Source organism: Streptomyces sp. NPDC091292, from assembly GCF_044757265.1.
Classification (GTDB): domain Bacteria; phylum Actinomycetota; class Actinomycetes; order Streptomycetales; family Streptomycetaceae; genus Streptomyces.
The window spans coordinates 1-13112 of sequence record NZ_JBIVUQ010000021.1 but is presented as its reverse complement, the minus strand read 5'-3'; the positions used below and the strand labels follow the sequence as shown (position 1 = coordinate 13112).

General features: G+C 71.6%; 11 protein-coding genes and 1 rRNA gene. 3 read left to right on the top strand and 9 right to left on the bottom strand.

Annotation, left to right across the window (positions count from 1 at the left end; translation table 11 throughout):
* Positions 1-24: 24 nt before the first annotated feature.
* Entirely contained in the window at positions 25-1662 is a 1638-nt protein-coding gene (locus ACIQNU_RS35965; protein ID WP_401374516.1) for a PucR family transcriptional regulator, read from the top strand.
* A 347-nt stretch (positions 1663-2009) separates the two neighbouring features.
* Here the strand turns inward: ACIQNU_RS35965 and ACIQNU_RS35960 are convergent, their stop codons facing one another.
* From ACIQNU_RS35960 to ACIQNU_RS35940, 5 genes are all read right to left on the bottom strand, one after another.
* Complete coding sequence (locus tag ACIQNU_RS35960; protein WP_401374514.1) at positions 2010-3134, bottom strand: glycosyltransferase family 4 protein; 1125 nt, start codon at positions 3132-3134, stop codon at positions 2010-2012.
* A gap of 296 nt (positions 3135-3430) precedes the next feature.
* Positions 3431-5176 (bottom strand): DNA repair protein RecN, encoded by a 1746-nt coding sequence (gene recN / locus ACIQNU_RS35955; RefSeq protein ID WP_401374511.1) that lies wholly within the window; start codon positions 5174-5176, stop codon positions 3431-3433.
* Between the two features lie 290 nt (positions 5177-5466).
* A complete protein-coding gene (locus tag ACIQNU_RS35950; protein WP_401374509.1) occupies positions 5467-6375 on the bottom strand; it encodes an NAD kinase in 909 nt (302 codons plus the stop codon).
* Positions 6372-7187: a TlyA family RNA methyltransferase gene (locus tag ACIQNU_RS35945; protein WP_401374506.1), complete on the bottom strand. Its 816-nt coding sequence runs from the start codon at positions 7185-7187 to the stop codon at positions 6372-6374. Before ACIQNU_RS35945 ends, ACIQNU_RS35950 begins: the two co-directional genes overlap by 4 nt.
* A 7-nt stretch (positions 7188-7194) precedes the next feature.
* Positions 7195-7602, bottom strand: coding sequence for a hypothetical protein (locus tag ACIQNU_RS35940; protein WP_401374503.1), 408 nt, complete (start codon positions 7600-7602; stop codon positions 7195-7197).
* A 42-nt stretch (positions 7603-7644) separates the two neighbouring features.
* Here ACIQNU_RS35940 and ACIQNU_RS35935 point away from each other — a divergent pair, with 42 nt between their 5' ends.
* Positions 7645-7992 carry an SCP2 sterol-binding domain-containing protein gene (locus tag ACIQNU_RS35935; protein ID WP_401374501.1) on the top strand — a complete coding sequence of 116 codons (348 nt, stop codon included), beginning with the start codon at positions 7645-7647 and terminating at the stop codon, positions 7990-7992.
* Between the two features lie 210 nt (positions 7993-8202).
* Here ACIQNU_RS35935 and ACIQNU_RS35930 read toward each other — a convergent pair whose 3' ends face one another.
* Positions 8203-9231, bottom strand: a complete 1029-nt coding sequence (locus ACIQNU_RS35930) for an HAD hydrolase-like protein (protein WP_401374499.1) — start codon at positions 9229-9231, stop codon at positions 8203-8205.
* A gap of 124 nt (positions 9232-9355) precedes the next feature.
* Here ACIQNU_RS35930 and ACIQNU_RS35925 point away from each other — a divergent pair, with 124 nt between their 5' ends.
* Entirely contained in the window at positions 9356-10669 is a 1314-nt protein-coding gene (locus tag ACIQNU_RS35925; RefSeq protein WP_401374496.1) for a DUF1015 family protein, read from the top strand.
* Positions 10670-10672: 3 nt separating this feature from the next.
* Here ACIQNU_RS35925 and ACIQNU_RS35920 read toward each other — a convergent pair whose 3' ends face one another.
* The 3 genes from ACIQNU_RS35920 to rrf all read right to left on the bottom strand — a co-directional run bounded on the left by ACIQNU_RS35920 (position 10673) and on the right by rrf (position 12902).
* A complete protein-coding gene (locus ACIQNU_RS35920) occupies positions 10673-11470 on the bottom strand; it encodes a tetratricopeptide repeat protein (protein ID WP_401374755.1) in 798 nt (265 codons plus the stop codon).
* Positions 11449-12555 (bottom strand): hypothetical protein, encoded by a 1107-nt coding sequence (locus ACIQNU_RS35915; RefSeq protein WP_401374765.1) that lies wholly within the window; start codon positions 12553-12555, stop codon positions 11449-11451. Before ACIQNU_RS35915 ends, ACIQNU_RS35920 begins: the two co-directional genes overlap by 22 nt.
* Before the next feature lie 230 nt (positions 12556-12785).
* Positions 12786-12902 (bottom strand): 5S ribosomal RNA (gene rrf / locus ACIQNU_RS35910).
* Positions 12903-13112: the final 210 nt, after the last annotated feature.

Genomic DNA, 13112 nt, shown 5'->3' with positions numbered 1-13112 from the left:
GCCCGGAAAGGTAGCGTCCCCACCATGGACACTCAGGGCGGAATCACCGTACAGCGGGCGCTGGAGCTGCCGGGGCTGCGCGGCGGCCTCCCGGAGGTCGTCGCGGGCGCGGACCGGCTTCAGCGCACGGTGCGGTGGGTGCACGCGGGCGAGGTACCGAACATCGCGTCGCTCCTCAAGGGCGGCGAGCTGCTGCTCACCACGGGCCTCGGCCTCGGTACCCGCCCCGCCGACCAGCGCGCCTTCGTCCGCAAGCTCGCCGAGCGCGGGATCGCCGCCCTCGTCGTCGAACTCGGCCCGCGCTTCACCCGGCTGCCCGCCGCGCTCGTCGAGACCGCGCGGGCGGCCGGGCTGCCGCTGGTGCAACTGCACCGCGAAGTGGCGTTCGTCACCGTCACCGAGGAGATCCACACCGAGATCGTCAACGGCCACTACGCGCTGTTGCAGCGCGCCGAGGAGGTCCACCGGCGCTGCACCCAGGCGCTGCTCGGCGGCGGCGGGGTACCGCAGGTCCTCGCCGTCCTCGCGGAGTTCAGCGGCAACCCGGTGTTCCTGGAGACCCCGGACGGCCAGCTCCTGTACGCGGCGGGCGCGGGCACCGAGGGCGCCGACCCCTTGCAGATCTGGGAGGGGCTGCGCGGCGGGCGCCCCGCGCGCGAGGAGGGCCCTCCCGCGGGCACCCTCCTGGTCGACGTACCCGGCGGCGGCCCCGGCACCGGTTCGGTACGCGCGCGTATGGTGCTCCTCCCGGTCGCCGCCCCGCTGGCGCCGGTGCACCGGATCGCGGCGGAACGGGCGGCGAGCAGTCTCGCCGTGGTGCTCATGCAGGCCCGCCAGGAGGAGGAGTTGGCGGCGCGGGGCCGCGGCGACTTCCTCACCGACCTCGCCGAGGGCCGCATCGCCGCCGACGACGCGCCCGCGCAGGCGCGCGTACTCGGCTTCAAACCGGGCGCCACACCGCTGCTGCCCGTCGTCATGCGGCTGCCGGAGGGCAGCGGCCTGTCGGCGGGCGGCGGCTGGGCCGTCCTCGCCCGCGCCGTCGCCGAGGAACTCGCCTCGGTGGGCGTACCCGTCCTCCTGGGCGTACGGCCCGTGGAGGGCCGCGTACCGCTCCTCCTCGGCCTCCGCTCGGAGACCGAACGCACAGCGGTCGCCGACCGGGTCGCGGCGGCCCTGCGGGCCGGTGTGGAACGCGCCGGCATGCAGCGCCCCGGCGCCCAGCCCCCCATCGTCGTCGTCGGCGTCCCCGGCGGCTGGGCGGCGGCCTCCGCCGGACTGCGGCACGCGGCGGAGACGGCGACAGCGGCCCAGGGCCTGACGGACCGCCCCTGGTACGACGCGCGGCGCCTCGACATCGACCTGCTGCTGTGGCGGCTACGGGACCATCCGGACCTGGCGGCCTTCGTGGACCGCGCGATCGGCCCCCTGCGGGACCACGACCGGCGCTCGAAGCCGCCGCTGCTGCCGACGCTGCGGACCTACCTGGCACACGCGGGCCGCAAGGCGGAAACGGCCCGCGAACTCCACCTGAACCGACAAACCCTCTACAACCGCCTAGCCAGAATCGGCGACCTCCTGGGCACCGACCTGGACGACCCCCAGACGGTCCTGGCCCTGAGCCTGGCCCTGAGAGCCCAACGCCACACGTCTGAACCGTCCTGAGCCAACTGGCAGGCCGTCCCCAGCCACTGGCGCATCCGTTGGCAACAGTCCCCGCCCGACCTGCCGTGGGCAGCCGTTCCCCACGACGAACCCCCACCCCACACATCGCCCCGCCCCCGCTACAGAGCCACCCCACCCCCGCTGCGGACAGGCGTTCCGCACGCCGAATCCCCACCCACTCCACGCACCGGCCCCCGCCCCGCTCCCGCTATGGAGCCACCCGCTCCCGCTGTGGGCAGGCGTTCCGCACGGCGGAACGGGTGGGCACAGCCCCACACACCGGCGCCCCGGACAGAGAACCCAGCCCAAGGCACGGGGGCAGGAGGCCCGACCGGCGAGGTCGATCCTCAGGTCTGCGTCAACTCGTCGTACACGCTCAGCACCTGCGCCACCGTCTCATCCTCACTGGGCCACGACGCCGCCTGCGCAAGGCCCCGCTCACGCAGCCACTCCCTCCGCCCCGGCACCACCAACACCCGCTCCACCGCCTCGGCCAACGCCTCCGCGTCCCCGTACGGCACCAACTCGGCCGCGTCGCCCACCACCTCGGGCGTACCCCCCACCGCACAAGCGACGAGCGGCACCCCCGCACGCAACGCCTCCTGCGCGAGCACCGACCGCGACTCCCACCGGCTCGCCACGACGGCGACATCGGCGACGGCAAGCAGCTCGGACACATCGTCCCGCCGCCCCACGAGCCGCACCGGCAGCTCCTCGTCCTCGATACGCCGCTGGAGCAGGCCCCGTAACGGCCCCTCTCCCGCGATGACGAGCAGCGGCGCGGGGTCGAGCCCCCGCCACGCGCGCGCGGCGTCCAGAAGCGTCTCGTAGCCCCGGTGCTCGTCCAGCGATCCGACGGCCATCAGCAGGGGCCGGCCGATGGCACCGAGGTCGGCACGGGCCTTGTGGTGCAGCCGATCGGGACCGCCGCCTTCGGGCTCGGCGACGGGCACCCGCGACGCGGGCAGCGCGACGGCGGCGAGCCGTGCGTCACGCGCGCCCTGGCTGCGGGCCCGGTCGACCAGGTCGGACGAGGTACCGAGCACCACGGTCGCGGTCCGTGCCACACGGCGTTCGAGCAGCCGCACCACCCGCGCGCGTGCGCCGTCGACCGGCATGCGCGTGTGCCAGGTCACGACCAGCGGGACGCGTCGCCCACTGAGCGCGAGAACGGCGCGGACGGCCGCGTTCAGCCCGTGCGCGTGCACCACGTCCGCGTCGGCGCAGATCGCGCGGAGCGCCGCGACGGTGGTGGGGTCGCTGCGCCGCGCCACGGGCACGTGCCGGGCCCCGACGTCACCGAATCCGTACGCGCGTCCCACGTCGGAGGGGGCGCACACGGTGACGCGTACACCCCGGGCGACGAGCCCGGCGGCCAGCGACCTCACATGCGCGCTGCTGCCCGCGCTGCCACCGCCGAGCACTTGCACGGTACGCAACGGCGTCTGGCCGTGCGGCACATGGCTGCTCACGGGGACGGAACTCCTGTTTCGGCGGGGGACGGTCGCGAAGGAACGTACAGCAAGTCGTACCGGAAGACCGGAAGAAGTGTCGCGCCAAGGATGCCATTCCGTACGGGCGTTCCGGCACCGCGCACGGCCCGGACGCGGCAAGGCACGGGGGACATGCCACGGTCGATCACCCACTTGAGTGAGAGAACACACCGATCACTGCCCGCGAAAACCCGCCCCCGATCCCCCGTACGTCCACTGCCTCCTACGCCTCAGGTACGACACACCTCAGGTACGACACACTCCGGCACCGAGGTTCAGTGGTCGGCCCGTGCCGTGGCGAGAAGTTCCTCCGCGTGCGCGCGCGCCGTCTGCGAGTCCTCCTGGCCCGCGAGCATCCGGGACAGCTCACGGATGCGGTCCTCGCCCTCCAGGACCTTCACACCCGACCTGGTCACCGAACCGTCGTTGGTCTTCTCGACGAGCAGTTGCCGGTCGGCGAACGCCGCGACCTGCGGAAGGTGGGTGACGACGACGACCTGCGCGGACCTGGCGAGCCTGGCGAGACGGCGCCCGATCTCGACGGCCGCCTTGCCGCCGACCCCCGCGTCGACCTCGTCGAACAGGTACGTCGGCACGGGGTCGGTGCCCGCGAAGACGACCTCCACGGCGAGCATCACCCGCGACAGCTCACCGCCGGACGCGCCCTTGGCGATGGGCCGCGGCGGCGCCCCCGGGTGGGGCGCGAGCAGCAGCTCGACCTCGTCGACACCTGTCGGCCCGTACGCGACGGTCCGCCCACCGGCCTCGACGCCGTCGGGGTCGTCGTTCTGGCGGATGTCGATCGTCACGCGCGCGTGGGGCATCGCGAGGGAGGCCAGCTCCTCGGTGACGGCGGCGGCGAACCGTGAGGCGGCCTCCACGCGCGCGTCGGTGAGCGCCTGCGCGAGCCCGGAGAGTTCCCCGCGCAACGCGTCACGCTCGGCGGTGAGTTCGCCGATGCGCTCGTCGTCGCCGTCGAGTTCGAGGAGCCGCACGGAGCCCTGCTCGGCCCAGGCGAGCACCGACGCGCTGTCCTGCGCGTCACCGCCGTACTTGCGGGTCAGCTGGGTCAGCGCGGCGCGCCGCTCCTCGATGGCGGCCAGCCGCAGCGGATCGGCGTCCAGGTCGTCGGCGTAACCGGCCAGCTCGCCCGCCACATCACCCAGCAGGATCCCGACCTCACCGATCCGCTCGGCGAGCGCGGCCAGCGCCGTGTCGTGCGAACGGACCGCCTCCAGCGCGCGATGCGCGCCCGCGACGAGCGTCGCCGCGTCGATGCCCTCGGGGTCCTCCGGGTTCCCGGCGAGCGCCGCGTGGGCGACCGTGGCGGCGGACGCCAGGGCTTCGGCGTGTCCGAGGCGTTCGGCCTCGGCGGCGAGTTCCACGTCCTCGCCCGCGCGCGGCTCGACGGCGGCGATCTCGTCCAGACCGAACCGCAGCAGATCCGCTTCCTGCGCACGCTCCCGCGCGCGCGTGGTGATCTCGTCGAGTTCGTTCGTCAGCTTGCGCAGCCTGCGGTAGGCGGCGGCGTACTTCGCGAGCGGCACGGACACCGCGTCCCCCGCGTACCGGTCGAGCGCCTGGCGCTGCCGGGTGAGCTTGAGCAGCCCCTGCTGGTCGGTCTGGCCGTGCACCGCGATCAGGTCCTCGGCGAGTTCCGCGAGCAGCCCGACGGGCACCGAACGCCCCCCGAGGTGCGCACGGGAGCGCCCTTCGGCGGAAACGGTACGGCTGATCAGCAGCGCACCGTCGTCCAGCTCGGCGCCCGCCTCCTCCGCCCGGACCACCGCGGAGGCGCCCGGGGGCACACTGATCCGCCCCTCCACGACCGCCGCCCTGGCGCCGATCCGTACCAGGGCCGGGTCCGCGCGCCCGCCGAGCAGCAGGCCGAGGCTGGTGACCACCATCGTCTTGCCCGCACCGGTCTCACCGGTCACGGCGGTGAAGCCTGGCGACAGCTCCACGACCGCGTCGTCGATGACTCCGAGCGACCGTATCCGCATCTCCTCCAACACGGACATGACCTTACGAGGTCACGGCCCCGGTGTGCGACGGCCCCTGCCCCACTTCCACGAAGACGCAGGTGACGGACGCCACCCCGGACCCGCTGTCACCCGCTGGGGTGGGCCCGGGGACGAGGGGATGCAAGGAGCCGACCGCGACCTCCGCTGTGGTCGTCACTGAGGTTTTCCACAATCCAACATTGCGGCCCACCTCATGGTCCCACCCCACCCCGACCCCCCACCGTGGACACATGACCACGAACCCCACGAACCCCACACCCCACCCGACACCCCCTGCCCCCGCTCCCTCAGTGCTGCGGCGCCCCCCGCCACCCGGACACCGGCAGCGCGAACTTGGCGACGAGCCGATCCGTGAACGACGCATGGTGCAGCCGCGCCAGCCGCACCGGCACCGCACCTCTGCGGACCTCCACCCGCGCCCCGGCGGGCAGCTCCACCGTCCGCCGGCCGTCGCACCACAGCACCCCGTGCGGCGTGTGCGGCTGCACCTCCACGGCGAGCACGGAGTCCGGCGACGTGACCAACGGCTTGGCGAACAGGGCGTGCGCACTGATCGGCACCATCAGCAGCGCCTCGACCTCGGGCCACACGACGGGTCCCCCGGACGAGAAGGCATACGCGGTGGAGCCGGTGGGCGTCGCGCACACGATGCCGTCACAGCCGAAGCCCGTCACCGGCCGGCCGTCGACCTCCAGGACCACTTCGAGCATCCGCTCGGGTGACACCTTCTGCACGGCGGCCTCGTTGAGGGCCCAGTCGGTGTGCACGACATCGCCGTTGCGGTGCACGACGACATCGACGGTCATCCGCTCCTCGACCTCGTACGAGCGGGTCACGACCCGGTCGACGACCTTGTCGAGGTCGTCCCGCTCGGCCTCCGCGAGGAAGCCGACCCGGCCGAGGTTGACACCGAGCATCGGCACCCCGGATGCGCGGGCGAACTCGGCGCCGCGCAACAGCGTCCCGTCACCGCCGAGCACGATGAGCAGTTCGCATCCGTCGAGGGATTCGGGGGTCGCCTCCTGGACCAGTTCGACGGACGGCGGCAGAGGCAGATCGGTCGCCTCCGCCTCCAGAACCCGTACCCCGAGACCACAGCGGAGGAGCCCTTGAACGACGAGTTCGGCACTGCGGATGGCCGCCGGCCGTCCGGTGTGCGCAAGGAGGAAAACGGTACGAGCTTGGGTCTGTGTCAACGCGGCCCCTCCGCCACTGCACGGTCAACATCCGCGGGATCGAGGTCCGGTGCCCCGGCCCGCAGCCACAGAAAGTACTCGACATTTCCGGACGGTCCGGGCAGCGGACTGGCGGTGACGCCCTCCACTCCCAGCCCCAGACCGGCGGCCTGCCGGGCGACACCGCGCACGGCCTCGGCCCGCAGTTCGGGGCTGCGGACGACACCACCGCTGCCCAGACGTTCCTTACCCACCTCGAACTGCGGCTTGACCATCATCACCAGATCCGCGTCCGGCGCGGCACAGCGGACAAGAGCGGGCAGCACCAGCCCCAGCGGAATGAAGGAGAGATCCCCGACGACCAGATCCACCGGCACTCCGTCGATCGCCTCCAACGTCAACTCGCGTACGTTCGTACGGTCCTTGACGGTGACGCGTTCATCGCTCTGGAGAGACCAGGCGAGTTGCCCGTACCCGACGTCGACGGCGACGACCCGGCTCGCGCCGGCCCGCAGCAGCACATCGGTGAAGCCCCCCGTGGAGGCACCCGCGTCCAGGGCACGCCGCCCTTCGACCCGCAGCCCCCGCGGTACGAAGACAGCGAGGGCACCGGCGAGCTTGTGCCCGCCGCGGGAGACGTAGTCGGGGTCGTTGTCGTCGGGCGTGACGACGATGGCGGCGCTGGTCTCGACCTGGGTCGCGGACTTGCTCGCGGTGCTCCCGCCGACGGTCACCCGTCCGGCGGCGATCAGCTGACCGGCCTGCTCACGGGAGCGGGCGAGCTTCCTGCGGACGAGTTCGGCGTCGAGGCGGCGGCGTGCCACTCCTGCCACGTTGGGTTCAGCTCCTGTGGTCGTACGAAGATGACGGCGCCCGCTGAGGCACGGGCGCGGAAGGGCCGGGCCGGGAATCCAGCGCGGTGAGCGTGTCCCGCAGCCCTCGGTGCACATCCTCGTACACCTCGATGTGCCCGTCCGTGGCGAGATGATCGGCATCAGCAAGCCGCCCGAGCTGCACATCGACGTCGGCACTGCCGGTGGGGACACGTTCGATCTGAAGCGGGGAGGGGGCGGAGGGGGAGGGGGGAGGGGGCGGGGGCGGGGGCGGGGCCTCCCCCCTGCTCTGTGTCTCGTCGCCGGCCGAAAGCCCGCCGGCCTCGGCGAAGCCGGAAGCGGCCCGTACGGCGTCGGGCGGACCGCTGGGCTCCGGTGTGTGGGGTTCCGGGGCCCACGGGGAGTCGCTGCTCATGCCCCGACGCTACCCCGAAGCACTGGGGTACCGTCGGTCGCGATGGCGACCTTGGATGAGTGCCGCGCCGCACTCGACAAACTCTCGGACAGTCTGGCCACCGCTGAAGGCGACGTACGCAGCGCGGCGGCGCTGGACCGTTCGTTGAGCTGCCGTATCACCGACCTGGACGTGACGATCCTCGGCCGTCTCAAGGATGGCCGGATCAGGGTGCTCGACACCGTGCAGGGGCCGCCGCCGGAGAGGGCGGAAATCCGGTTGGCGATGACCGGTGACGACTTGGTCTCTCTGGTCGACGGGGACCTGAACTTCGCGAAGGCGTGGGGTTCGGGCCGGGTCCGCCTGGAGGCGAGCCTTCGCGATTTGTTCCGCCTCAGAACCCTCCTCTGACCTCCCTCTCCGTACCACCCTCGGTACGCGCGCCCCCCGCACGCCCCTTGTGCGCCCCGCACAACCTCGCGCATTTCGAACCCCTCCCCCCCCGACGCGGACGCGGACGCCAACACGGCAAGCGCCGGCACCCGCACGCGGCAGGCGCCCGCCCCCGCAAGCCCCCGCAGACCCCCCACGGACACCCCCCTACACACCCCCCTGCACCCCCTACAACCCCAACCGCCCCACAGCCTTCCCCCCATCCAACAGGCACCCCCGCCCCCCACCAGCCGTCCAAGCCGCCCCACACAACGCCCGCAACCCATCAAGCGCCTCCCCGCCCCCCTCAAGCTCCAGCCCCTCCTCCCCAGCGGTCGCCGTCCACCCGCCACACCGGAACCCCCCACCCTCCGCCACCACATCAGGCTGCCCGGTCAACAACCCCCGCAGATCCGCGTCAACATAGGTCGGCCGATGCTCAGGCGCCGCGCCAAGCAACCGCAAGGCATCGGTGACCCCGGTCAGAACGAGCAGCGAATCGACACCCCCGTTGAAAGCACCCTCGATATCAGTGTCCAACCGATCCCCCACGACAATCGGCCGAACCGCACCGGTCCGCAGAATCGTCTCCCGATGCATCGGAGGCAGCGGCTTCCCCGCGACCTGCGGCTCGGCACCAGTGGCGATCCGTACGACCTCGACGGCAGCCCCGTTCCCGGGCGCGATCCCCCGGCCGCTGGGAATCGTCAGATCGGTGTTGGACGCGAACCAGGGCACCCCGCGCGCGATGGCGTAACCCGCCTCCGCGAACCGTCCCCACGGCAGCTCCAACCCCCCGTACCCCTGCGCGACCGCCGCCGGATCGTCGTCGGCCGACTCGACGGGTGTCAGCCCGCGCTCCCGCAGAGCGACCCGTAGCCCTTCCCCGCCGATGACCAACACGCGTGCGCCCGCAGGCACTTGCTCGCTGATGAGCCGAGCCACGGCCTGCGCCGACGTGATGACGTCCGAAGCACCCGTCGGTATACCCAGCTCGGTGAGGTGCGCGGCCACGACGTCCGGAGTCCGGAACGCGTTGTTGGTGACGTAGGCGAGTCGCATGCCCTGCGCGTGTGCCGTGCCGAGTGAGTCGACGGCGTGCGCGATGGCGTTCCCTCCCGCGTACACCACACCGTCCAGGTCGAGCAGTGCCGTGTCGTACGCCGTGCTCAGCGCACGCTCGCTGCCCTCGGGCCGTGTCCTGACGGTCTGGGTCATTACGCTGTGCTCCTTGCTGGTCGACACTCGCTCGTCGGCACTCGTCGGCACCCGTCGGCGCTAGTCGGCGTTCCTCGCCACTCCCGATCATCCCGCACGGCACTGACACACATACGATGCCTCAATGGATGACGCAGGTACCGCGGACAATCGTGCACACGAACCCGCAGGCCAGGGCCTGGATCTGGCCCCGTTCCAAGGCGTGCGGTATGTCCCCGAGCGGGTCGGCAGCCTCTCCGCGGTGACGTCACCGCCGTACGACGTGGTGGTACGGCCGGACGGTCTGCTGCATCTGGAGTCGGCGGATCCGTACAACATCGTCCGTCTGATCCTTCCGCAGGCCACCTCGCCGACCGCCCGCACCGAGCTGGCGGCGGACACGCTGGGCAGGTGGCTGTCGGAAGGAATCCTCGCGCCGGACGCCGAGCCGGGCCTGTACGTGTACGAGCAGAGCCAGGGAGACATGCTTCAGCGCGGCGTCATCGGTGCCCTGCGCCTCTCGGAGGCCGAGGAGGGGGTGGTCCTGCCGCATGAGGACGTCATGCCGCCCGTGGTCGCCGACCGCGCGGCCCTGATGCGGGCGACGGCAGCCAATCTGGAGCCACTGCTGCTGACGTACCGCAGCGAGAACGAGGCCGCGGGTACGGCGAAGCCAACAGCCGCCGCAGTCATCGAGCGCACCGTGCTCCGTACGCCACTGCTGGCGACGACCACGGAGGACGGCTTCCATCACCGCCTGTGGGCCGTGACGGACCCGGCGGAGGTCACCGAGATCCGGACGGACCTCGCCCGCCACCAGGCGCTCATCGCGGACGGCCACCACCGCTGGGCGACCTACCTGCGGCTGCGCACGGAACACCGTTCACCGAGCCCGTGGGACTACGGTCTGGTCCTCCTGGTCGACACGGCCCGCTACCCGCTCCGCGTCCGCGCGATCCACCGTCTCCTGCACCGGCTGCCCGTCCCCAAGGCGCTGATGGCGCTCGACGGCCTGTTCCGCGTCCGTACGGTGGAAGGCCCTCTTACGCGCGCGTTGGAGCGTCTTGGAGAGGCAGCCGCCGAAGGGAACGCGTTCGTTCTGGCGGGCGACGGCGGGTTCCACCTGGTCGACCGTCCGGCGCCCGACCTGCTGGCGGGTACCGTCCCGCAGGACCGCCCGCGCGCGTGGCGCACGCTGGACGCGACTGTGCTGCACAGCACGCTGCTCGACCATGTCTGGCACATTCCTGATACGCCGGACCAGATCGCCTACATCCACGACACCGCGGCCACCGTCGCGAAGGCGGAACGCGACGGTGGCACGGCCGTGCTGCTGCACCCGGTGCGCGAGGAGGTCGTACGGGACCTGGCTCGTCAGGGGGTGACGATGCCGCGCAAGTCCACGTCGTTCGGCCCGAAGCCGGCGACGGGTCTGGTCCTGCGCAGCCTCGCCGGATGACGGTCAGACGCCGCGACGCTCCCCGCCGTCCTCGTCGTCATCATCCTCATCGTGATCGCCTTTGTCACCGTCGTCATCTGAAACGTCGTCGTCGTGGGCGCCCACGGGGCCGTCCTCGTCCTCGCCCAGCGCATCGACGAACTCGACACCGTCCATCTCGGCGAGCCGGTCGGAGGCGTCCGTGCTGCCGTCCTTGTCGGACTCGACAGCCTTGGCGAACCACTCACGTGCCTCGTCCTCACGCCCCGCCTCCAACAGTGCGTCGGCGTAGGCGTACCGCAGGCGCGCGGTCCACGGCTGGATCGAGTTCGACGCCAGCTCGGGGCTCTGGAGCGTGACGATGGCGGCTTCGAGTTGCCCCAGGTCACGCCGGGCCCCGGCCGTCACGAGCCGCATCTCGACCTGTCCGGCCTTGTCGAGCTTCTGCACCTCGGGCGCGCCGGCCATGTCGAGTGCCTTCTCGGGTCGCCCGAGCCCTCGCTCGCAGTCCGCCATCAGGGGCCACAACTCGACACCGCCGGTCATGCGCCGTGCGGCCCGGAACTCGGCGAGCGCTTCGCTGTACTTCTGGGTCGCGTACGCGGCGAAGCCGGTGGCTTCCCGTACGGCCGCGACGCGCGAGGCGAGCCGCAGGGCGACCTTGGCGTATCCGTACGCGCCTTCGGGGTCCTCGTCGATGAGCCGCGCCACCATCACCAGGTTCTTGGCGACGTCCTCGGCGAGCGTCTTGGGCAGGCTCTGCAGCTCCTGCCGTACGTCACGGTCGATCTCCTCGCCCGTCACGTCCTCCGGGATCGGCAGCCGCTTGATGGGCTCACGGTCACGCTCCCGCTCATCGCGGAACCGCCCGCCACCGCGTCGCTCGTCACCACCGTGCCGGTCGTCCCGGCCCCGGAACCCACCGGGCCGCCCACGGCTGTCATCACGCCGAGGCCCACGATCGTCCCGCCCGCGATAGCCACCGCCACCGCCGCGACTGTCATCCCGCCGGAACCCACCCCGATCGCCGTCACGCCGATCGTCGGTACGCCGATACGTGGGCCGGTCACCGTCACGCCGGAACCCCGGACGATCCCCACCACCCCCACGGCTGTCGTCCCGCCGGAACCCACCACGATCACCATCGCGCCGATCATCCCGACGATCGTTGTCCCGCCGGAACCCACCACGGTCACCGTCACGCCGGTCATCCCGACGGTCATCACGCCGGAACGGAGGCCGATCACCATCACGCCGGTCATCGGTACGGCGGTCATCCCGCCGGTCATCCCGCCGGTACGTGGGCCGGTCACCGTCACGCCGGAACCCCGGACGATCCCCACCACCGCCACGACTGTCGTCCCGCCGGAACCCACCACGATCACCATCGCGCCGGTCATCCCGACGATCGTTGTCCCGCCGGAACCCACCGCGATCGCCGTCACGCCGGTCATCCCGACGGTCATCGCGCCGGAACGGAGGCCGATCACCGTCACGCCGGAACCCGGGACGGTCACCCCCACGCCGATCGTCAGTACGGCGGTCATCGGAGCGGCGATCATCGGTACGCCGGTCATCGCGACGGTCGTCACGTCGATAGGTCGGCCGGTCGCCGTCCCTGCGGAAGCCACGGTCACGATCGTCCCGGCGGTCGTCCCGCCGAGGTCCACTCGACCGGTCATCGCGGCGCGGCCCGCTCGGCCGATCATCACGTCGGAACGGCGGGCGCCCACCACGGTCCCCACTGTCACGGCGGTCACCAGAGGGCCGGCTGCCGCGATCCCGGTCACCGTCACGCCCACGACCGCGATCGTCCCGACCACGATCATCACGCCCGCGATCGTCCCGACCACGGTTGTCACGGCCACGGTCATCGCGGCCTCGATCGTCTGAACGGCCGTACCCACCACGGTCGTTGTCGCGACGCGGTCCCCCTCGGTATCCCCCGCGGTCACCGCTGTCCCGCCGGCGCTGCTCGCGCTCGGGTCGGTCGTCGGGAGAGTTGGTGGACATGGGTGACTCCTGTCTTAGGTACCGCAGTCATTCTTACGCAGCCGGGTACCCGGCGCGCCTTGGCAAAACAAAAAAGGACCTCTGGCCCCAGCATGAACGCTGGGACCAGAGGTCCTCAAAAATTGTTCGGCGGCGTCCTACTCTCCCACAGGGTCCCCCCTGCAGTACCATCGGCGCTGAAAGGCTTAGCTTCCGGGTTCGGAATGTAACCGGGCGTTTCCCTTACGCTATGACCACCGAAACCCTATCAGTCGCCCCGTTTTTCAACGGGGTTTGAACAGGGCAGCGAACAAGCACACTCTTCAATTAAGTAGTGAAACTGTTCAGCCAGCACAACTGTTCGTTGTCTGAGAACAAACACAGTGGACGCGAGCAACTGAGGACAAGCCCTCGGCCTATTAGTACCAGTCACCTCCACCCCTTACAGGGCTTCCAGATCTGGCCTATCAAC

Coding starts and splice junctions, on each gene's coding strand:
- ACIQNU_RS35965 (WP_401374516.1), top strand. CDS start 25: ATGGACACTCAGGGCGGAATCACCGTACAGCGGGCGCTGGAGCTGCCG.
- recN (WP_401374511.1), bottom strand. CDS start 5,176: ATGTCCGTGTTGGAGGAGATGCGGATACGGTCGCTCGGAGTCATCGAC.
- ACIQNU_RS35940 (WP_401374503.1), bottom strand. CDS start 7,602: ATGAGCAGCGACTCCCCGTGGGCCCCGGAACCCCACACACCGGAGCCC.
- ACIQNU_RS35935 (WP_401374501.1), top strand. CDS start 7,645: ATGGCGACCTTGGATGAGTGCCGCGCCGCACTCGACAAACTCTCGGAC.
- ACIQNU_RS35930 (WP_401374499.1), bottom strand. CDS start 9,231: ATGACCCAGACCGTCAGGACACGGCCCGAGGGCAGCGAGCGTGCGCTG.
- ACIQNU_RS35925 (WP_401374496.1), top strand. CDS start 9,356: ATGGATGACGCAGGTACCGCGGACAATCGTGCACACGAACCCGCAGGC.